The sequence below is a fragment of the Bacillus sp. GW823-FHT06A11 genome, assembly GCF_058795355.1.
The window spans coordinates 1-24,288 of record NZ_JBXAHS010000002.1; the positions used below are offsets into that span (position 1 = coordinate 1).

General features: G+C 38.9%; 9 protein-coding genes and 2 pseudogenes. All 11 read left to right on the forward strand.

Going from position 1 to position 24,288, the window contains the following annotated elements; translation table 11 throughout:
* Positions 1 to 33: 33 nt before the first annotated feature.
* The 11 genes and pseudogenes from AC1Q8L_RS08495 (at position 34) to AC1Q8L_RS08545 (ending at position 24,200) form a co-directional block, all read left to right on the forward strand.
* Positions 34 to 4,974, forward strand: coding sequence for an amino acid adenylation domain-containing protein (locus AC1Q8L_RS08495; protein WP_492339446.1), 4,941 nt, complete (start codon positions 34 to 36; stop codon positions 4,972 to 4,974).
* Positions 4,975 to 4,985: 11 nt separating this feature from the next.
* Positions 4,986 to 16,385, forward strand: a complete 11,400-nt coding sequence (locus AC1Q8L_RS08500) for an amino acid adenylation domain-containing protein (protein WP_492339425.1) — start codon at positions 4,986 to 4,988, stop codon at positions 16,383 to 16,385.
* Between the two features lie 169 nt (positions 16,386 to 16,554).
* Complete coding sequence (locus AC1Q8L_RS08505; protein WP_098311944.1) at positions 16,555 to 18,297, forward strand: ABC transporter ATP-binding protein; 1,743 nt, start codon at positions 16,555 to 16,557, stop codon at positions 18,295 to 18,297.
* Positions 18,298 to 18,329: 32 nt separating this feature from the next.
* The gene (locus AC1Q8L_RS08510; protein WP_492339426.1) at positions 18,330 to 19,391 is read left to right on the forward strand and encodes a saccharopine dehydrogenase NADP-binding domain-containing protein; all 1,062 of its coding nucleotides are present in this window, start codon (positions 18,330 to 18,332) and stop codon (positions 19,389 to 19,391) included.
* Positions 19,392 to 19,476: 85 nt separating this feature from the next.
* On the forward strand, positions 19,477 to 20,547 hold the full coding sequence (locus tag AC1Q8L_RS08515; protein ID WP_016512206.1) for a DUF3810 domain-containing protein: 1,071 nt from the start codon (positions 19,477 to 19,479) through the stop codon (positions 20,545 to 20,547).
* A gap of 50 nt (positions 20,548 to 20,597) precedes the next feature.
* Positions 20,598 to 21,371 (forward strand): thioesterase II family protein, encoded by a 774-nt coding sequence (locus tag AC1Q8L_RS08520; RefSeq protein ID WP_042635520.1) that lies wholly within the window; start codon positions 20,598 to 20,600, stop codon positions 21,369 to 21,371.
* Positions 21,372 to 21,527: 156 nt separating this feature from the next.
* A pseudogene (locus AC1Q8L_RS08525) lies at positions 21,528 to 21,753 on the forward strand (transposase); the annotation flags it as partial.
* Between the two features lie 130 nt (positions 21,754 to 21,883).
* Positions 21,884 to 22,063 (forward strand): acyl carrier protein, encoded by a 180-nt coding sequence (locus AC1Q8L_RS08530; RefSeq protein WP_016512209.1) that lies wholly within the window; start codon positions 21,884 to 21,886, stop codon positions 22,061 to 22,063.
* Positions 22,056 to 22,709 (forward strand): 4'-phosphopantetheinyl transferase family protein, encoded by a 654-nt coding sequence (locus AC1Q8L_RS08535; protein WP_000335226.1) that lies wholly within the window; start codon positions 22,056 to 22,058, stop codon positions 22,707 to 22,709. The genes AC1Q8L_RS08530 and AC1Q8L_RS08535 overlap by 8 nt, the downstream gene beginning before the upstream one ends.
* A gap of 158 nt (positions 22,710 to 22,867) precedes the next feature.
* Positions 22,868 to 23,972 (forward strand): annotated as a pseudogene (locus AC1Q8L_RS08540) (IS4 family transposase).
* Positions 23,973 to 23,981: 9 nt separating this feature from the next.
* Positions 23,982 to 24,200, forward strand: a complete 219-nt coding sequence (locus AC1Q8L_RS08545; protein WP_080017659.1) for a hypothetical protein — start codon at positions 23,982 to 23,984, stop codon at positions 24,198 to 24,200.
* Positions 24,201 to 24,288 lie beyond the last annotated feature (88 nt).

Below are 24,288 nucleotides of genomic sequence, written 5' to 3' on the forward strand. Positions count from 1 at the left end.
AACCTTTCCACCTATAACGATGGCGCCTTAGAACTGTTAGAAGGCTGCCAGCAGGATAGAGCCTATGCTATCTATACGTCAGGAAGCACTGGACATCCTAAGGGTGTTGTGATCACCCATGAAGCAGTAGTGAATACATTATTAGATATTAATGAGAAATTCCAAGTAAATAGCGAAGATAAAATCATTGCCCTATCATCGATGAGCTTTGATTTATCCGTCTATGATATTTTTGGAGCACTCATTAGCGGAGCTCAGTTAGTATTAATTCCAGATCTTTTAGATATGGCCAGTATTCATCAGATCATGATCGAAGAAGAAATCACGATATGGAATTCGGTTCCGGCAATTATGGATATATATCTAGAAAGCACAAAGCAAGACACGGTGCATAGCACTTCAGCAGAGCGCTTACGTATGGTAATGCTAAGTGGAGACTGGATTTCTCTTGGTTTGCCAGCGAAAATCAAAACAAGAATGCCAAAAGCACAAGTCATCGGGTTAGGTGGAGCAACGGAAGGCTCTATATGGTCCATATATTTCCCAATCACAGAAGTGAAGCCAGAATGGAAAAGTATCCCTTACGGATATCCGCTGAAAAATCAACAAATTTACGTACTGGATGAATGTGGGGAAGAATGCCCAGTAGGCGTACCAGGAGAACTGCATATTGGTGGAAAAGGAGTCGCCGTAGGTTATCTCAATGAAGAAGAGAAGACGAAGGCCGCCTTTATCAACCATAGATTAGGTTATCTGTACAAAACAGGTGATTATGGTGTCATGCGTCCGGAAGGATATGTAGAATTCCTGGGAAGAAAAGATAGTCAAGTTAAGATACGTGGACATCGTGTGGAACTAGGAGAAATAGAACACTGTATCAATCATTTGCCACGTATTCACCAGTCCGTCGTCGCTGATTACAGTGATTCACATGGAGAGAAGCAATTGTGTGGGTATATTGTTGCAGATGAGACCGTAGAATTGGCAGAAATAAAAAGAGAGTTAGCCAAACATCTGCCTGATTATATGATCCCGGCACAATTCATACAGGTAGATGAGATTCCACTATCTGCAAATGGTAAAGTAGATCGTAAATTATTGCCGAACCCGGAACAGTTTATTGAAGAAACTAAGATGATAAGGGGTTATGAGGCACCAAAGACCCAGACGGAAAAATTGGTAGTAGAGGCATTTGAACATGTACTTGGTATGGAAAGAGTAAGTGTAAATGACAATTTCTTTGATTTGGGTGGATACTCGCTTAATGTAATCCGGCTGTGTAATGAATTAGAGAAGAGCACAGGGGTAAGGTTACCACTTAGAGAAATTTTTGATTTAGTTACACCAAAAAATATTGCAGAACAAATAAAAAACTCAAAGGAGAATACGTTTGAAGAAATACCAGAAATAGCAGAAGCAGAAAGCTATTCTATAAGTTCAGCTCAAAAGAGACTTTATCTTTTGGACCAACTAACAGGCCCTGGTATAACTTATAATATTCCTTTAGTAATCAAGCTTAAAGTTAAACCAGACAATGAGCGACTTCAGAGGGCATTGGATCAATTAGTAGAGCATGAGGAAATTTTAAGGACAAGTTTCCATATCGTGAATGGTGAACCAATTCAAAAAATTTCTTCAGATGCAAGAATTGTGCTGGAGCACAGTGAAGTAAAGACAGCAGATTCACAGTATATCCAAGATGAATATAATACTTTCGTCCAACCATTTGACCTGTCAAAATCACCACTAATGCGTGCAAAAATACTGAATACTCCAAGTGATTCATATTTATTCCTGGATATTCACCATATTTTATGTGATGCAGGAAGCATGCCAGTTATGCTTTACAAAATACAAGAGTTATATGAAGGAAGAGAATTGTTAACACCACGAGTACAGTATAAAGGCTTTTCTGCTTGGCAAAATGCTAGAGATATCACAGAACAGGCAGCGTACTGGAAGAAAGAATTCTCCGGTGATATACCAGTCCTGGATTTAATCATGGATTATCCACGCCCTCATAAACAAAGCTTTAGAGGTGCTAATTTCCGAACACAGGTAGAAGAAAAAACGAGTATTAAAGTAAAAGAGTTAGCGAAGAAGTATGGTGCAACGGAGTTTATGGTGTTGTTATCCACCTTTTTCTCTATGTTAGGAAAATACAGTCGACAGGAAGAAATTATAGTAGGAACGCCAATATCGGGCCGAAACCATACGGATACCCAAAATATGTTGGGCATGTTTGTAAACACTCTGGCAATCAAAGGGAATGTGTGCGCTGATGATACATTTGAGGATGTATTATTACGTACAAAAGAGAAATGTTTACAGGCATACGATAACAAGGATTATCAGTTCGAGGATTTAGTTGAAGCAGTGGGAGTAAAGAGAGATTTCTCAAGAAACCCAGTATTTGATGTGATGTTTGTATTGCAGGACGATGAGAGAGAGAGTTATTCGGATCGTATTCATATTGGAACAAGGGAATCCGTTGAAGGTAGTATTTCTAAATTTGATCTTACCTTAACCATGATAAGTGATTCAGAAGGCTATAAGATTGATTTTGAATATTCTACAGACTTATTCAAACCAGAAACGATCGAGTACATGGCAAAACACTTCTTAACATTAATTGAAGGAGTTTTAATGTCTCCGGAAAAGAAGCTGCAGGAGCATGCCATGGTAGATCTGTACGAAGAAGCAAAAATATTGGATGAGTTCAATATGACGGATGCAGAATTCCCTCAAAATATGACGATTGTGCAGTTACTTGAAGAGCAGGCCGCCAGAATACCTAATAGTATAGCCATCACATTTAATGGACAACAGATGACCTATGCACAATTAAATGAACGGGCGAATGCTCTGGCAAGAAAGCTTCGAGAGGACTATAACATTCAACCCAATGACTTTGTGGTGATCTCAACAGAGAAGTGTTTGGAGATGGTGGTGGGTATATACGCTATTTTAAAGGCTGGAGCAGCTTACGTACCGGTTGATCCATCTTATCCAGAGGAAAGAATTAATTATATCATTAATGACTGTAAACCAAAGGTCGTATTATGCAGTACAAAAGAACCTGAAGTTGACATTCCTGTCATGCATCTTCATGATGAGGCAAATTATCAAATGGAATGCAGTAACCTTGTTCATGTAAATCACTCAAGTGATTTGATGTATGTTATTTATACCTCAGGTACGACGGGCCGGCCAAAAGGTGTTATGGTTCAGCATGTAAATGTAGTGCGATTACTCAAGAATGACAAGTTTAAGCTTGATTTATATGAAAATGATATTTGGGTTCAATTCCATTCTTATTGTTTTGATGTTTCGGTTTGGGAAATATTCGGAAGTCTATTGAATGGAGCAAAGCTTGTAATACCTTCTGAGGATACAGTAAAAGATGGATATGCCTTCGGAGAGCTGCTCCAAAAAGAAGCGGTAACCATCTTATGCCAGGTACCTTCACCATTCTATGCGTTGATCGATGCAACGACAGGACAAACCATAAATAGTTTACGATATGTTATTTTTGCAGGGGAGGCACTTTATCCAGCACATTTGAAGAAATGGCATGAGAACAATAGACATTGTCGTCTGGTTAATATGTACGGGCCAACAGAAACGACGGTATACGCTACTTATCGCGATATTGATGCTGAAGCCATCGAGAGAGGAATTAGCGATATAGGAATGCCACTTCCAACATTAAAGATTTATATATTAAATGGAAATGAACTTTGTGGAATTGGAGTTCCGGGTGAGGTATGTATAACAGGTGAGGGTGTATCTCAAGGATATTTAAATCGACAAGACTTGACAGACGAGAAGTTTGTACACAACCCATTTGGATCCGGAAAGATGTATCGGACAGGTGATTTGGCACGTTGGTTACCTAACGGAAACATTGAATATATTGGACGGATGGATGACCAAGCAAAAATCAGAGGATATCGTATTGAACCACGAGAAGTAGAAAGCCGTTTATTGGAGCTTGAAGGCATAAATGAAGCTGTAGTCATAGTGCGAGAAGACAAAAGGAATGAGAAATTCCTGTGTGCCTATGTAATAACTGAGACAGAAATAGAAGAAAAGGACGTTAAGATCAAGTTAAGTAAAGTATTACCAGATTACATGGTGCCTGCACATATTATTTCGGTTGATGCGATTCCACTTACAAGTAATGGGAAACTTGACAAAGCCTCATTACCACAGCCGCAGTATAAGTCAAAGGAATATATTGCACCACGAAATGAATATGAAACTCTGATCGTGCAGGCATTTGAGAACATTCTAGATATTGAAAAAGTCAGTGTAACTGATAGCTTCTTTGATCTAGGGGGATCGTCACTGAAAGCAGTGCTCTTGTGCAATGAATTGGAGAAGGCCATAGGAGTAAGATTGTCAATTAGAGATGTTTTTACTTTGGGTACGCCCGAGCAGATAGCGGGAAATATCGAGTCGATTGAGAGCGAGATGTTTGTGGCAATAGAACAAGCTTCAGCAGCTGAATACTACCCTACAAGTTCAGCTCAGAAACGACTCTATCTTCTGGACGAGATGACCGGACCTAATATTAACTACAACGTATCGGACGTTTATGCTTATGAAGAACCGCTAGATAAAGAAAGATTACAGAAGGCTTTGGATAAGCTGTTAAAGCAAGAAGAAATCTTGCGAACTAGTTTCCATGTTGTGGACGGTGAGCCTATTCAAACGATTTCTCCAGACGCAAGGGTTTTAATAGACTACAGCGAAGTGGACGAAATAGATATACAAACAGAATACGATAAATTTATACAACCGTTTGTTTTATCCGAAGCACCGTTGATGCGTGTGAAATTAATGAAGACAACAACGGCCTCCTATCTATTTGTTGATATTCATCACATTATATGTGATGGAGAAAGCCTGCCAGTTATACTGCAACAAGTGAACGAATTTTATGAAAATGATGGAACTGATCATGAATAAGAGGAGAACTTATGAATAAAAATTCTAACCGTGTTCAATATAAAGATTTCAGTGTATGGCAGAATTTTTATGACATCTCAAAACAGGAAGAGTATTGGAAGAGGGAATTCGCTGGTGAAATTGCTAGGGTGGATTTGAAGACGGATTTCCTCCGTCCTCAAATCCAGTCTTTCAGGGGAGACAATGTTGTAGCAAAGGTAAAGGAGCCATTAAGCTCAGGGGTTAAAAATCTAGCCCTAAAGCATGGTGCTACTGAATTTATGGTTACCCTATCTGTGTTCATTTTATTATTAGCCAAATATAGTCGCCAAAAGGATATTATTGTAGGAACTACCGTGTCAGGCCGAGTTCATGCAGATACTAAGGGTATGTTGGGGATGTTTGTCAATACTCTGGTGATCAAGGGAGAAGTTAGTCCGGATGAGACCTTTGAGCATTTGATATTAGCTGTGAAGGAGAAGTGTCTGCAGGCTTATGATAACCAAGAATACCAATTTGAAGATTTAGTTGAAGCCGTAGAGAAGAAAAGAGATCTCTCAAGAAATCCAATTTTTGATTTTATGTTCGGATTAAAAGAAAAGAAAAAACCGACGGAAATGCAAGGCCTATTGGGCGGAAAAAGTGCATTCATTAAAAGAAATGTCTCAAAGTTTGACTTATCCGTTCTGGTTGAATGTATGCCAGAAGGGTATGAGATAGATTTTGAGTATTGCACAGATTTATTCAAACAAGAAACGATTGAATATATGGCAAGGCATTATGTAACGCTGCTTGAGGAAGCCATAACACATCCAGGCAAAAAACTTAAAGATCTGCATATGCTTGATCTCAGAGAACAAGAGAAGATCTTGGTTGATTTCAATGCAACGAATGTAGAATACTCTCGAGAACAAACAGCTGTCAGCTTATTTGAGAATCAGGTAGAGAAAACAGCAGGAAATATTGCACTTAAATTTGATGATAATAAGATGACATATGCCGAGCTGAATGAAAGAGCAAATCAGTTGGCGCGAACTCTTCGGGATTTAGGAGTGGCTCCAAACGATCTAGTGGCTCTAGTGACAGAACGCAGCATGGAAATGATTGTAGGGATATTAGCCATCATCAAGGCAGGGGGAGCTTATGTACCCATCAATCCTGAATATCCAGATAATAGAATTCACTATATGCTGGAGGACAGTAGTCCAAAGATTGTATTGACGTATAAGAATAAGCTGCCAGGGAAGGTAGAGATACCAGTATTAGATTTAGAAGATGAGAATAATTATGCTAATGAAACGGACAATCTTTTGCACGTTAACAGGTCTAATGATTTAGTGTATTGTATCTACACCTCGGGTACAACTGGAAATCCTAAAGGAGTTTTAATTGAACATCGAAATGTGGTCAATATGTGGGTCACATATCAGGAGACATTTGCACTAAGCGACAAGGATACGGTGCTGCAATTTGCAAATATATCTTTTGACCAAGCGGTGGGAGATATCTTCCCTGCACTATGCAATGGTGCGGCATTATGCATTGTACCAAAACATTTAACCTATGATATGGAGCAACTACAAAAATATATCGATCGAAATAATGTTACAACAGCTTCATTGACACCTAAGTTAATAGACGGGTTGTGTGTTGACGCATTACCGACGCTTCGTTTGCTGGAGTCAGGTGGAGAGGCAGGTAGTCTAGAAAGCTTAAAAAAATGGGCGGAAAGAGTAGAAGTGCTTAACACATATGGGCCTACGGAGTCTACTGTAAATGCAACTAGTTTTAGAGTGAATACAGACTCTACTTCAATTTCCATTGGACGTCCGATTGCAAATACAAAGGTATATCTTCTAAATGAAATGGAGCTATGCGGGATTGGAATACCTGGTGAGTTGTGTATTGCAGGAGATGGTTTAGCAAGAGGTTATTTAAATCAGCCAGAATTGACAGATAAGAAGTTTATTAAGAATCCCTTCGGTGAAGGAAAACTGTACCGTACAGGAGATTTAGCACGTTGGCAGCCAGATGGAAATATAGAGTATTTAGGTCGAATAGATGAACAAGTGAAAGTCCGTGGTTACAGGATAGAGTTAGGTGAAATTGAAAGTGTATTAAGAAAGCAGAGTAATATTGCAGATGCTGTCGTTATTGTAAAAGAAGTTGGAAATGATGATATTCTCTGTGCATATCTCATTGCAGAAAAGGGGCAGGAACTAAGTATACCCCAAATTAAAGAAGCGGTAAGAGAAGAAGTAACAGAGTATATGATTCCTGCCTTTATGATCCAGATCGATGAATTTCCAATAACCATAAATGGGAAGCTGGATAAAACTAGGCTGCCAGAGCCAGATATGTTAGAAAGTTTGAACTACGTACCACCAAGTAATAAGACGGAGCAGGCAATCGTAGATGTATTTGGGGAAATTCTAGGAATATCTCCAGTCGGCATAGAGGATAGTTTCTTTGAACTGGGAGGACATTCGTTAAAAGCGACGGCAGCCATTAATGCCATCGAGAAGAAGACAGGGATTCGTTTGCCAGTCAAAGATATATTTAGTTCACCAACTCCTGTCATGTTGGCGAGAAAGATTGAGGCCGCGGGAGAAGGCGAATATAGTCCAATACCACAAGCAGAACAGAGAGAAGCTTATCCAGCATCCTCTACACAGAAACGATTGTTTATTCTGGATCAGATGGAAGGCAACAGTACTGCATATAACATGGCGTCAGCGCTAGAAGTAACGGGTAACCTTGATTTAGAAAAAATACAACAAGCCATAGATCGTCTGATTAAGCGTCATGAGTCGCTGCGAACAAGTTTTGTAATGACCGAAGAAGGAGCATATCAAGTCATTGCAGACGAGGTATTCTACCAAGTGGAATATGAAGAGACCGACAGCTACAGTGACGCTGACAGGGAACAATTTGTACGCCCGTTTGACATCGGAACAGCACCGCTCATGCGTTTTAAAGTAGTCAAAGAAAGAAATCAGAACAACTATATTTTACTATTTGATATGCACCATATTATTTCCGATCATCAGACGCTAAATATATTAATCGAAGATTTCTCACGATTGTATAACGGTGAAGAATTACAACCACTTGAAATCCAATACAAGGATTATAGTGAATGGATGCGTGGCAGAAACCTGGAGAGTCAGAGAAACTATTGGAAAGAAGTATTCAAAGAAGAGGCACCGGTTTTGGATTTGGTGACGGACTATCCACGTCCCAAAATCCAAAGCTACAAAGGAGCCCAAGTGTCTGTTCAGCTTAGCCAAGAGCAGAAAGCTGGCATTCAAAATATAAATAAACAACAGGGAACGACAGATTACATGACCTTACTGGCTGTATTTATGATAGAACTGCATAAATACAGCAGGCAACAAGATATCGTGGTAGGAACACCCATCTCAGGCCGAGTGCATCAGGACACCGAGACAATAGCCGGCATGTTTGTCAATACGCTGGCAATGAGAGGGTATCCAAGGGCTGAAAAAACGTTCTTAGAATTTTTAAGCGAGATCAAAGAGTTGGCATTGAATGCATATGAGAATCAAGAATACCCGTTTGAAGAATTGGTAGAGGAAGTAGAAGTACGCCGTGATCTGTCACGCAATCCGCTGTTTGACGTGATGTTTACCATGCAGAATAACGAGGAAATCCATCTTACGATGGGCGAAGCACAGGTAGAGATGCTGGGCATTCCTTTCATTGATGCCAAATTTGATTTGGATTTACAAGCTACAGCGTATGAAGAGGGGTACGCTTTAGATCTGGTATATTGCAGTGATTTATTTACCGAGACTTCAGCACAGGTCATACTGGAGCATTTTAAGGTGTTGCTGGACAGGGTGATTGCTAACCCTGAAATGAAATTGTCTGAACTCCACATGGTCAGTGAGGTAGAGCAACAAAGAATACTAACGGTTTTCAATAATACCCATACGGAGTATGCACAGCATCATACGGCAGTGGAACGATTCGAGAAACATGCGGAACAGACACCCGAGAAGACGGTAATCGAATACGAAACGGGAGTACTTCGTTATGGAGAAGTCAACCGCAAGGCCAATGCATTGGCATGGGAACTGATTTCGTTAGGTATTCAGCCCAATGATCGAGTGGCCATCATGACTACCCTGGAAGCGGAAACGATCATTGGCATTTTGGGCGTGCTAAAGAGTGGAGCCGCCTATGTCCCGATTGATCCAGCAACACCGAAGGAACGAATAGAGCATATCTTAAACGATGCAGCACCCAAGGTCATTTTAACAAGAGAGAAGACTATGGAAACGGAAGTCCCATTCATCTCGATGAATCTTGAAGATCTGGGTGAGAAGGAGACAAATCCAGCGTGTGCTGTTGAAAAAAGTGACATAGCCTATGTGATTTACACATCAGGAACGACAGGAAAGCCCAAAGGTGTGGCGGTGACACGAGGCAATCTGGATCATTACTTGTCGTATGCAGATCAAGAATACCAGAAGGAAGCTTGTACGACGGTATTAATTACAAGCTTAAGTTTCGACCTTTCCGTAACGTCCTTGTTCTTACCGCTGATTAGTGGTGGATCTCTTCTATTAAAGGGAGGAGACGCGGAGGAAAGGCTGCGTGCAGCATTCAAAGATAACAGGGTAACCTTCCTTAAACTTACCCCTACCCATCTAAAAATGCTGGAAACCTATGCAGACGGCGTAGATGTCCCAAATTTAGAAGCGCTAATTGTCGGTGGAGAGGAGTTCACCACAGATACGGCGTGGAAAACGCAGAAGCTATTAGGAGACAGGGTCAAGATTCATAACGAATATGGCCCTACAGAGACTACCGTAGGATGCTGTGACTATGTCTATTCCAGCGAAAAAGATAAGGGTTTAAGTGTAGGAATCGGACATCCCATTGCCAATATGCAGCTATATATACTGAATGAGATGGAGTTATGTGGTGTAGGCGTTCCTGGTGAGCTATGCATCGCAGGAGACGGAGTAGCCAAAGGCTATCTAAACCAGCCTGAATTAACAGCGGAGAAGTTTATCGACAATCCATATGGCGAAGGGAAGTTATACCGCTCTGGAGATTTGGCGAGATGGCTGCCTAACGGAGAGATGGAATACCTGGGAAGAATAGATGAACAGGTTAAAATCCGAGGATATCGGATCGAGTTGTACGAGATCGAGAGCGTTCTAAGGAATCAGCCGGGTATATCAAATGCGGCAGTCATTGCGTTGGAAACGAGAGGTGGCAAGAGCTTATGCGCATACCTAGTAGCGACAGACGGAACTCAGCAACTGGACATTTCTAAAATCAGGGGTGGGCTGAGAAAAGAACTGCCGGATTATATGATACCAGCATTCATGATGCAGATTGAGACAATACCACTGAACCAGAACGGGAAGCTGGACAGGAAAGCATTGCCTGAACCGGATGTTTTGGCGGGACGTGAATATATAGCACCTAGAACTAAAAAAGAGCAAGCAGTAGTCGAGGTATACGAAGAGATTCTGGGCGTGTCACCCATCAGCATTGAAGACAGCTTCTTTGAACTGGGAGGAGACTCAATCAAAGCAATTAGGGTGGTTTCAAAGTTGCGGCAACAAGGCTATGAAATTTCTGTTGCGGATTTAATGAATCAACAGACAGCAAGGCTGATCTGTGAAAATATGAAGGTGAGCAAAGTAAGTCAAGTGTATGAACAAGGAGAAGTCAATGGGGAAATTCCATTAATTCCGATACAACATGAATTTTTCAGCAAGAATCATGCGGTTTCAGGTCATTTCAATCAAGCGTTAATGTTAAAAAGTAAGGAAAGGTTTTATGTACCTTACTTGAAAGAGGCAATTGCTGAGGTCGTTAAACATCATGATGTGCTGAGGAATGTGTACCACGGACAGCGTCAAATCACGCTACCGATAGAAAAAAGCAAGTTGTACGACTGGTACGAGAATGATTATACCAACACAGAAGATGTAGCGAAAGAGATAAAGTGTGCAAGTAACAAAATACAGGCAAGCATAGATCTTGCGGAAGGCCCTCTGGTGAAAATAGGGTTGTTCCATACAGATAGTAGTGATCATTTACTGATCTGTGTACACCATCTGGTAATAGATGGAGTGTCATGGAGGATTATACTGGCAGATTTGTTTACCGGATATCGGCAGATGCAGGAAACGGGGAAAATCACATTGCCAAAGAAAACTGCTTCGTTCAAAGACTGGGCGGAGGCTCTGACGCAATATGCTGAGAGTGAAACACTCTTGGATGAGGCTGAATATTGGGGGAATATAGCAAAAAAATCGGAGAACACCGAGGCACTGAGCATTGGAACAGCGAGTGGCCGATACAAAACCAAAGTAGTGGAAATTAATTCTGAAACGACGAGGAAGTTGCTGTTTGAAGCAGGGAAGACATACGGAACAGAAATAAATGACTTACTATTGGCATCACTGGCAGTTGCGGTAAATCGATGGAAAAACACAAAACAGATAACCATAGAAATGGAAGGGCACGGTAGAGAGGCAATAGATAAAGAGATAGCCATAGACCGCACGGTTGGATGGTTTACGAGTGTATATTATGTGGTCTTGAAGACAGGGGCAACGGTAGAAGAAACAATCATTGAGACAAAAGAAGCCTTGCGTCAGGTTCCAAACCACGGACTTGGATATGGGGTATTGAAACATCTGGGTAACAAGGAAATACTTAGTATGAGTGCGGAAATAATGTTCAATTATCTCGGAGCACTGGATAACGAACTTGATAGCTATGAAGGTATATCAATGTCGGAAATGTCATTAGGCCGAAATATATCTGAAAAAAATTCAGAAAAAACAGGACTGTCTCTGAATGGAGCTATTTTGAATGGGCGATTAAGATTTGATTTGACATATGATATGGGACTGTATGCAGAAGAAGACGTTCAGGCATTTGTGTTGGCTTATGAAAGAGCGATTATGGATGTTGTCGAGACGAGTTTATCAAAACAAGGTGTGGTAAAAACACCATCGGATTATGGAATACCCGATATGTCATATAGGGAATTGAAAGAACTTGCGGTGACTGGTGAAATTGAAAAAATATACGGAATGACGCCACTACAGGAAGGAATTTTATTCCATAAATTGGTTGATAAAAGTGCGACAAGCTATGTGCTGCAGACAGTACTTAATATCCATAAAAATCTCAATATGGAAAATATGAGGACAAGTCTTGATATTCTAGCAGGAAAATATGAGGTATTGCGGACGAAAATATTGACAGATAGGGCTGAAAGGCCTTTGCAGGTAGTCGTACGGGATCGGCCCATAGAACTCCGTGAAATCAATGTTTACAGTCTGGAAGAAAAAGAAGTGTTAAAGAAGGCGGATATCGCACGCGGGTTTGATTTAACAGAAGATAGCTTACTGCGGCTTACAGTTTTGCGTATGGGGGAAAACCAATGTACGCTTTTGTGGACAAAACATCACATCATTATGGATGGATGGTGTACGTCACTACTGTTTCGGGACTTTATCAAGTATTACGAGCTGATAAACGGTGGTGCCAGCAGGGTACAGATGGAAAAGCTGTTGGAAGCAGAAAAGAAACAAATTTTACCATACAGCGAGTATATCAGATGGTTTGAGAAACAAAACAAAAAAGAAGCTCTTATGTATTGGAACAGGTTGCTGGAAGATTACAACTCCGTGATAACAGTCCCACCGTTGGGAATCGAGAATAATCAAGAAGCTGAATCTCGACTTGAGGAATTGGCGGTGTCGGGAGAAACAACAAAGGCGATAGAGAAAATGGCTAGTCAACTGAATGTAACGGTAAGTACTGTGGTTGAGGCGGCATGGGGGCTGTTGTTACAGAAATATAATGGAAGCAGAGACGTTGTTTTTGGTAAGGTTGTCTCGGGAAGGAACGCTAATCTACTAGGGATTGATCAAGCGGTAGGGTTGTTCATTAATACAATTCCTTCGCGTATAACGAGTAAGGATGGGCAAACAGTGAGCGAACTACTCAAGGGGATGCAGGCACAGGCAATCGAGAGCATGAAATACGAGTACAGTTCACTGACAGAAATGCAGAGCAGTAGTAGGATTGGAAACAATTTGATACAAACGCTGTTTGTATTCGAGAATTATTATGTTGACAAATCGGCATATGACGGAATATCTGGATTTAATATAGAACTGGAGAGTGAAAGGGAGGAGGTCAATTATGATATATCCATGACTGCGTTTATACAGGGAACTTTACAACTTGCTGTAATGTATAATTCGGGGAAATATGCATTAGACGAGGTAAGATGCCTTCTTGTTCGGATGTCGACTTTGCTTAAAATAATGGCAGCTAACCCCGAAATGAAATTGTCTGATTTAAACATGGTCAGTGAGGAAGAACAACAAAGAATATTAACCGCTTTCAATGATACACATACGGAGTATGCACAGAATCATACGGTAGTAGAGTTATTCGAGACACATACAGAACAGACACCCGAGAAGACGGTAATCGAATACGAAACGGGAGTACTTAGTTATGGAGAAGTAAATCGAAAGGCAAATGCATTGGCATGGGAACTGATTTCGTTAGGTGTCCAGCCCAATGATAGAGTTGCCATCATGACTTCACTGGAAGTGGAAACGATTATTGGAATTTTAGGCGTGCTAAAGAGTGGAGCCTCCTATGTCCCGATTGATCCAGCAACACCGAAGGAACGAATAGAGCATATCCTTAACGATGCAGCACCCAAAGTCATATTAACAAGAGAGAAGAATCTGGAAACAGAAATCCCATTCATCTCTATGAATCTTGAAGATCTGGGTGAGAAGGAGAAAAATCCAGAGCGTGCCGTTGAAAAAGACGACATAGCCTATGTGATTTACACATCAGGAACTACAGGAAAGCCCAAAGGAGTGGCGGTTACACGAGGTAACTTGGATCATTACCTGTCATATGCGAATAAAGAGTACCTGAAAGAAGCTTGTACGACGGTATTAATTACAAGCTTAAGTTTCGACCTCTCAATAACTTCCTTGTATTTACCGCTTATCAGTGGTGGATGTCTTCTACTAAAGGGAGGAGACACGGAGGAAAGGTTAAGGGCAGCATTAAAAGATAACAGGGTAACCTTCCTGAAGCTTACCCCTTCTCATTTAAAGATGCTGGAAACCTATGCAGACGGCGTAGATGTACCGAATTTAGAAACACTGATTGTCGGTGGAGAAGAGTTAACAACAGATACTGCATGGAAAACGCAGAAGCTATTGGGAGACAGCGTAAAGATTCATAACGAATATGGCCCTACAGAGACTACCGTAGGATGCTGTGACTATGTCTATTCCAGCGAAAAAGATAAGGGTTTAAGTGTAGGAATCGGACATCCCATTGCCAATATACAGCTATATATACTGAATGAGATGGAGTTATGTGGCGTAGGGATTCCTGGTGAGCTATGCATCGCAGGAGACGGAGTAGCCAAAGGATATCTAAACCAGCCTGAATTAACAGCGCAGAAGTTTATCGACAATCCCTATGGAGAGGGGAAGTTATACCGCTCCGGAGATTTGGCGAGATGGCTGCCTAACGGGGATATAGAATACCTGGGAAGAATAGATGAGCAGGTTAAAATCCGAGGATATCGGATAGAGTTGTACGAGATAGAGAGCGTTCTAAGGAATCAGCCGGGTATATCAAATGTGGCAGTCATTGCGTTGGAAGCGAGAGGTGGCAAGAGCTTATGCGCATACCTAGTAGCGACAGACGGAACTCAGCAACTGGACATTTCTAAAATCAGGGATGAGCTGAGAAAAGAACTGCCGGATTATATGATACCAGCATTCATGATGCAGATTGAGACAATACCACTGAACCAGAACGGGAAGCTGAACAGGAAAGCATTGCCTGAACCGGATGTTTTGGCGGGACGTGAATATATAGCACCTAGAACTAAAAAAGAGCAAGCAGTAGTCGAGGTATACGAAGAGATTCTGGGCGTGTCACCCATCAGCATTGAAGACAGCTTCTTTGAACTGGGAGGAGACTCAATCAAAGCAATTAGGGTGGTTTCAAAGTTGCGGCAACAAGGCTATGAACTTTCTGTTGCGGATTTAATGAATCAACAGACAGCAAGGCTGATCTGTGAAAATATTAAGGAAGTAGCAAGAACTTCAGCGGATGTAACATATACCGATAATAATTGGCTTGAGGATAACCGTGACAGTGATTTGAGGATCGCCATCCAGAAGGAATTGAATCATTATGGAAACAATTATCTTAAAGCACGTTGTTTTTCAAATTGCCAATTACTAGCGGGTCAGGAAGTGTTTTTACGTCAAGATACTGAGGCTATCACTAACATAATAAGCATAGAAAGCAGTGCGAGAAGTGTTTATTTAGCAATAAAGAAGATAATTTCCATGCATGGTGCATTAAGAACAAAGCTCAATCAGAAAATGCGTTATTTAGAAGAATACGAATATACTGATGATTGGGAAATTCCAATTATGAAAGGTAGTTTAGGGTTATTATCTGTTGGAAATCTCCAAAAAATTGTTAATGAATTAGATTTTCTGGCAGATGGCAAGCTATTATCTAGATTTTTGATTTGTGAAATAGATGAGAATAATTGCTTGGTACTTAGTGCGATTCATCATCTTGTATGGGACGGATTTTCGCAAGATTTGTTACAGACTATGATTTATGAAGCTTTAACGAACAGATTTAACACGCAAAAAGAGTATTCTTATATAAATTATTGCAAAATAATTCAAAATCAAGTTAAGAGTTTAGAAATCTCTGGGGAGCAAGAGATGGAGATTGAAAAATATCTTGAAGTTGCTAAGAAGGCATCTAGGTTGAACTCTCGAAGAGATTCTAAAATAGTTACAAAAATTGATATAAAACTAAATGATTTACAAATCCAGAAATTTAACGAATATCCCAATGAAACAGCAATGGAATTCTTATCAGGGCTTATGTACAGTGATTTATTTGAAAAATTACCTAGAATACCATTTGCCATTATGGAACATAACAGAAACGATCTAAACAAGAAAATGTTGGGATTATCTTTAAATTTGGATTATTTGACATTTGATATTAATACCAAAACGCAAGCGCAAGTTCTATTAGCATTAGGCAAAAATAGTGTTGATAAACGTGCAATTACAGAGAAGCTGTTGCTCATATCGCAAAAGTATGGTGTTGATTACATGATAAATCTAATTCCAATCATTAACTATCAAGGAATACTTCATAAATATGCAAGTAAAGATAGCATATTATCAGAGGAGATTTCTTTAGAAACAATGGTTGTAGATGGTGAAGACCTCGGAGTTGGAATGCACTTTTACACTCATAACGATATTCTGAGTGCCCGTGTTTCGGGTATTACAATTGAAGAAGAGCTCCTTAAGGATGTCATGAAGAATATTTAATGATGCCGGATCATGTGCTTATGCTCGTGGCGACCCCATCCAAAATATCTGAAAGGGGAAAGTACGCTATATATTCGAGAGCAATAAGCACATGATCTAGCAATAAACAATTGGAGTGTTAATTAAACATGCTCTAATTGAAATTAGAAACAAGAAGAGGGCTTATAGTATGAATGAAAAAATTTCAAAAAGCATATACAAAAAGAATATAGGCTTATTTATTTTTTCCTGCTTACTTGGTATCATGACATCTATTCTGTTTATTGCATTGGCAATTATACTACAAAAGTTTATTGATTATTCTATTAATAAAGATATTGACAATATCATTAAGGTGACTACTGTTTCCGTTATTTTATTGCCTTTAGGTGCAGTGGGAATGTATGTGGGGTATGCTGTTAAAAATTTATATACAAAAAGGGCAACGTTAAACCTGAAAAATACCCTTGTTGAAAATATTTTGCGGTTAGATATGAGAAGTTTCAACAAGGAGAGTAATGGAACCTACATATCACGATTGTCAAATGATATAACGGTAATTCAAAACGATTATATAAAAGGGACCGTGGAAATATTTGTTCAGCTAGCTATGCTTGTAGGTGGAGTGCTTGCGATGTTTATCATTAATTCATTCCTTGCATTGAGTATATTACTCACTTGTATCATTCCACTTGTAGTTTCGAGTATATTTAATAATCGTATGCAAAAAGCACAAGGTGAAGTGGCTGAGCAAAATAAAAATTATGTATCTTTCATTAAAGATATATTGTCTGGAAATCAGGTTGTTAAGAGCTTTAACATCGAAAAGGAGATTTTTGAAAGGGCAAAGGCAAAGGCGAACAAGCAGGAAAAAGCAAAAATGGTATACGAAAATCTGTTGTCACTCATTATGTCACTTACTGATATTTCAACTTTTCTTGTTGCTGTAGTCATATTTATTGTGGGTACTCAGCAGCTAATGAAAGGAGAAATTACAGTAGGAGAGATTATGGCTTTTATTCAATTGTTAAATTGCGTAACAGTTCCCATTAATAGACTCATAACCGGTTTTACCAAAAGGCAGGCCAGTCGGGCTTTATTAATGAATTTCAATAAAATTGGAGAGGCAAAAACGGATCAAACTCAAAGAATTGATATCCCTAAATTCAGTAATAAAATTTCTCTAAATGGGCTTTCGTTAAGCGTAGATGGGAAAAAAATTTTAGATGATATTAATTTTGAATTTGAATATGGAAAGTCTTATGCCATTGTAGGAACAAGTGGGAGTGGAAAGACAACCTTATTAAAGATGTTGACTGGGTTTTATGATGGGTATGAAGGAAATATCAGGTATGACGGGGTTGATCTTGAGAAAATAAGTGATCAGTCCATTTTCCAAAATGTTAGTTTTATTCATCAGGACTGTTTTATCTTTGATGATACGATTGAACAAAATATTAAATTGTTTCGTGAATGTGACACAGATGAGTTTGAGCAAGTAATAAAGAAGAGTATGTTACAGAAATTGATTCATGACAGAGGCGGCTTTGATGTATTATGTGGAGAAAATGGAATCCATTTTTCAGGTGGGGAAAAACAGAGAATTTCTATAGCAAGAGCACTCCTGAGAAAATCACCTATATTACTTATGGACGAGGCGACTTCAGCGTTGGACAATCAAACAGCTAGTGACCTTGAGTGTATGTTAAGTGAAATGCAGGGCATTACGAGAATTTCCATTACTCATAGGCTGGATGAATCAATTCTTAGTGGATATGATGAAATTGTCTTATTGAATAATGGGAAAATTGAAGAACACGGCACGTATCATAAATTAATGGAAGCCAAACAAAGATTTTATGCATTGAGTATGTTGAGTAGACATAATAATGATCTTTTAATAGAGAAAGGTATAACTAGTCTTGTATTTTAAATCTTGTATAAGATGAAAGGGGTGTCGTACGGATGGAGCAAATCGCAGTTGTTGGGTGTGGCGGAATGATCGGTGAAGTCATCTGTAAGAACTTATGTAAAGACTTTATTGTTAAGGGCGGACAGCGGCGTGAACCTACAGCATTAATGAACCTTAATAATTTTAACTACCAATTCCTGGATTTTTCTGACTGGGAGAACTTGATTGCGTTCTGTACTGATTGTACGGTTGTCATTAATTGTGCAGGGCCTGAATTTATAATTAAAGATAGAGTTGCTCAGGCAGCTATGGAAGTAGGAGCAAAATATGTCGATGCTTCCAATGCTTTATTATTGAGTCAGGAGCAAATAGAGCTTAAAGCTAACGGTGTAAATTACATAGGAGCTGGTTTTTGTCCTGGAATTACAGGTCTGCTATTAAAACGAGTAATAAATCATTTATTAGACGAAACGAAGTATGTGAATTGTTATATTGGTGGTGCGGAACATTATACGAAAACTTCTATCTCAGATATATTAATGAGTGGCCATAGTGTAATTGGAAAAACAGATTCTTATTGGAGTGATCATTGTGTTAAAACGGAAAATATAAATATGATGAAGAAAGAATTTGTACCTGAAGTGGATGTCCCTGTCTATAAGAAACCGTATTTAAGTCAAGAGATCATTGATATTCTGGAAGTTAGTTCGGTACAAGAACTCCACTGGTACAATATAGCAGCAAATGATAATATTTTTCGTTTAGCAATGCAATTTTATCAAATGCAACTTGAGTCTTCGGTTGAAGAAGCCCTGAAAAAACTAGACATTAGTTTAGAGGAGCAACCTAAAGAGGAATGGATAGCTTTAGTCATTGATGCTACAGGAGTGAAAAATGGAAAGGATGTTAGGTGCAGATTGAATTTACAAATGGAAACGAGTTCAGAGTTAACGGGTACAGTGGCTGCTGAAATCGCCCGACAAGTTATTTCAAGTAATAGACCTAATGGTACCTACTGGGCTTATGAAGTACTTCCTATAGATTTTATGAATCAATATGTTTTTTCTAATAAGCATGATTTTTATGAGGAAAAGTATGTTGAAATAAAGAAATGATATGACTAGGTTACATGGCGTACATCCGATATTTATTGGATAGGGGGAGTACATTATAAAAAAGTTTTTACTTAAGAGATTACCGTTGATCTCACTTGGAGTTATAGCTTACATACTGACAAAATACGCGCAGAACCATCAGGATTGGGCGGAAAAATACAGTAGGTCTGTATATCCGTTATTGTCAAAAATAGTAGGATTTGTACCTTCTTGGGTCAAGTTTTCTGTTAGTGAATGGCTCGTCGTGTTGGTTGTGTTACTTTTTCTATTTTATATCGTTTATTATGTGCGCAAGGTTATCATGAGTAAAGGTGTACGTAGGATGGTAGTTTATCGTGGTGCTCTAGGAATAGTTACGATCTGTAGCGTGATATATTTTTGTTATACTATTTTGGGTGGAATAAACTATCACAGATATTCTTTTTTGTCTTATACCGAATATAAAGAAGAGAACTACAGCAAGGAGGAACTGGTCAAATTGAGTAAGTCGCTTGCCGTTGAAATGGAGTTGGCAAGGGAAAAGTTAGCGGACACTGATCTTTTGGCTCAAGTACCAGAGGCTTTTGATTATTATGCACAACACGCAGTGTTCTCGATGCAAATGTTATCAAAGGAATATCCTATTTTGGAGCATTCTTTATACTCAACACCAAAACCAGTTGTGATGTCAAAGCTAATGTCGCATGCAGGGATAAATGGTATCTTTGTCCCTTTTACTTATGAATCCAATATCAATGTTAATGTGCCCGTTTTCTTGGTGCCTGCTACTATGGCACATGAATTGGCACATCAGAGTGGTTTCATGCATGAGGATGAGGCAAATTTTATAGCATATCTGGCATGTAAGCAGCAGGATGATCCAATGATACTTTACAGTGGTTTTTTTCTAGCATTTGATTATTCTATATCTGAGCTAAAGAAAGTGGATCCAGATCAGGCGTCTGATATAATGTCCAGTCTGTCCAAGGCGGTGCAGCATGATATAGAACAAAATGAGCAGTACCGGGATAAGTATGAGGGTGTTATTTCAAGTATTTCAAGAAATGTAAATGATGTATATCTGAAGGCAAATAATCAGACAGACGGTTTGAATAGCTATAGTGATATGGTGAATTTGTTGCTGGCAGAGCAGCGAGAGATAGAGAAGTACAATTAAATGTATCTTGAATACTTATAGGTTTATATAGTAATGATAGTGGGCCCAAGTTGAACATAGGAGTGAGTGAAATAAATAAAATAAAAGTATTTCCTATTCCATATGCTGGAGCGTCGGTAAATGCATATTATGAATGGAAAAAACTACTGCCGGATAGATATGAATTGTGTATATGTGAATTGGCTGGAAGAGGAACTCGATTCACAGAGCCTTGTTACCAGTCTGTTGGTGAAGCAAGTGAAGATATCGCCAAAAGAATAAGTGAACAATTAGAATATGACGATGAATATGTTATATTTGGACACAGCATGGGAGCCTTATTGACTTATGAGATATATTATAAACTTAAGCAAATGGGAACTAAGGAACCAAGGCATCTGTTTTTTTCTGGGCGAGATGCTCCACATATTTTTGAAAAGAGAGAAGACATTGAAAATATGACTAATGAAACTTTCTTGACAAAGGTGGAACAATATGGGGGAATACCAGAGGAGTTTTATACAAAAGAGATTATGGATATGTTTCTTCCGATTTTGCGAGCAGATTTTATAATTTTGGACAATTATAAGTTTCAGCCCAAAGCAGAAAAAATAAGTTGTGGAGTAAGCGTTTTTTATGCGGATAGCGATTTTTCGACTCATATCAATGAAATGCATAAATGGAGTGAAGTTGTTGAAGGAAACGTGAAATTTCATAAGTTTAAAGGAGAACATTTTTTTTTGAATCGGTATCCTAATGATATTGTAAATACTATTGTTAAAGATACAGAGACTCAAAATATTTACCAGGCCACCCACCTGGATCGCCTGGAAATACGGGGGTAATCTCCCCCATTAATTCTATTTTGAATTAATTCAAATGAGAGAAACGTTAAAGTCTCAAGTAGTGGTGTAAAAAAGAACTGTGCCTTTTGACAAGGGAAGCCACGGTATGATTCTACTAAAGTGACGCGACTCAACTTTAGAAGGAGGATCAAAACCGTGGCTTCTATAGATAGAATCTCACTTTTGGAGCTGTTACGCAAGAGCGGAAATGAAGGCAATGTCGATTTTTTAAGAGAAGCAATGCAAGTGCTGGTGCAACCCCAGATGGAGGCGGAAGTAGTTCAAGACATTGGGGCAGAACGCTATGAGCGGAATACAGAACGTGTGAATCAGCGTAATGCATACCGCGAACGCCGGTGGGATACACGGGTGGGGACAAGTGAAATTCATGGCCGGAAGTGCTTACAATTGACTTTTAGTATAAGTATAACGGAGGATATAGTAATGGAAGAACAATTATTAAGACAAATTGAAAGTATTGTTAAAAACAAAAAAATACATTTGAAAGTGAAGTGACAGATATTTTAGAATCTATTACTTTTATTAAAATTATTGTAGCGATCGAAAAAACATGTGGTTTTGAATTTGATGATGATATGTTGCTATTATCGGAATTCCCTACTATTGGGTCATTAATAAATTATGTAGTCTCTAAAGTTGAGAGTTTAAACGTACAGATTAAAAATGTGTAAATTATATTTTGCTAGTGTAACAGATAGAATAGATAATCCAAAGTTTGAATTAATGCAAACGTTTGTGTCTAATGAAAAACAAGAAAAAATTAAACGTTATAGGTTTGATATAGATAAAAAATTAAGTCTATATGCCGAATTGCTTACAAGAACTATAATATGCCGTAATATGGATATTGAGAACAAAGATATTGTTTTTGATATAACTTACTATGGTAAACCTATGTTAAGAAGTGTTTCTAAATTTGAATTTAATATATCTCATACGAGAAATGCTATTGCTGTAGCTATTTCAGACTATCCAATAGGAGTAGATATAGAATTAATAAAAAATGCAGAGCTAAATATAGCAGAAAGATTTTTCAACAATAATGAGATTTCATATATTACTGAGAACACTTCTTATCAGGATAAGCGATTTTATGAAATTTGGACCAAAAAGGAAGCCTACATAAAGTGTATTGGAAAGGGATTATCAATGAACTTAAACTCTTTTAATTCATTAGATCATAAGATTCCCTCTTATTTTTACAATGTTAATCGAGCAGAATATGTGATTTCTGTTTGCAATGGTATGCGAGAAATCGAATTAATTGAATTATCAGAGCGAGATATAGAAGACCAGTCTTTATCTGTTTTATTATAAGGGGCTTGTTTGTAATGGCTCAATCATTTTTTCTTTAGTTTTATGTAAAGCCACGTCTGTTGATTATCTAAATTCTACCAAAAAATGAATGCAAAAGAGAGATTCCTCTTGTACAATGTAAGTTACCACCCCAACATTGACGAAACGAGGAATCTCTCATGAACAAGAATACCACGTCCCACACATTGATTCAAAACTTTTTTTCAGAAGCAGAGCTCCAGGCGATTTTAATGGAGTTCAACCACACCGATACAGCCCGAAAATGCACGGTTTCTACTGTTATTTCTTATTTGATTAGTGCTGCGACAAATGAATGGAAAAGCTTGCGTCACGCAGCCGATGTTGGTCCGAGTGTTGGACTCATTTCCGTCGATCATTCATCCTTGTCAAAACACATGAAAGCGCTAGATTACGCCATTATGAAACGTATTTTCGAAGTTATTGTTGGCAAGTTAAATCGAGCTACACGTCGAACGCTAAAGATGCCGAGAACGCTTCTTTCAATTGATTCGACGACTATTACTGTCGGTAAAACACGTTTACCATGGGCCGTTTATCACGGCGAACGTTCGGGCATAAAACTGTATGTCAGCTTCACAAACGAAACAGTGATGCCTCTTCAAATCGTTGAAACAACAGGGCTCAAACATGACGGTCCCATCGGCGTAAGCCTTGAGGATAAACGCTTTATTCTCGTTTGTGATCGCGCGTATTTTTCAATTGATAAAGTGGATCGCTACGTGACTGAAAAAGAAAAGCAACATTTTGTTATCCGATTAAAAGACAATGTTCAATTGAATCGCAAGAAATCACTAAAAGGCACACGTCCCACGGATTCAAATGTGACAGCTGATTTCACGTGCACAATCGGTACGCCACAAAAACAGACGAAAAAACGCCATCGTGTCGTGACCAGTTTGATGAACGTGACAGCTGAAGAAATCGCCGCCATGTACAAATCGCGTTGGGCCATCGAGTCCTTTTTCCGCTGGATTAAGCAGAATTTGAACGTTCCCGTGCTATTTGGCACAACATCAAATGCGGTGTTCAATCAGTTGTTCGTAGCTATGATTGCCTACGTTTTACTAAAATTTCTTCACGTAAAAGGTAGTAAGAAAAAACATATCAAACCGTTGTCATTCGCAGGTTTCACACGCCTGTTTCTTTGTGATACTCTGCCGTTTGATTGGAGAATTTATTTGACAGAAATACTAGCATTCTATCGGCAAATAAACCAAATAAATACTGTATAATTTTGGTTAATCAACACGTGTGACTACGTATAAAAGATTTAGTGTAATTATGTTCCTTGTATTATTCCTCAGCTTGTTTATTAGCACGGCAATGAAATTTCATTTTGTAGTAGGTATTCTATGGATACTGTGTACATGCACTTTATTGTTGTATATCCCGCTGCGTTTTCAACATGAAGTGACGGCTTTTCAAAAGTATGTAGCGTGGATTAAACGTGGGAGTCGGTGGGGCGAGTAAAAATATATCTACTTACTGAAAAAAACTGACAACGATAGCAACTTAATAATAAAAAGGCGGTGTGCCAAAATGTTAGCACACCCTCTTT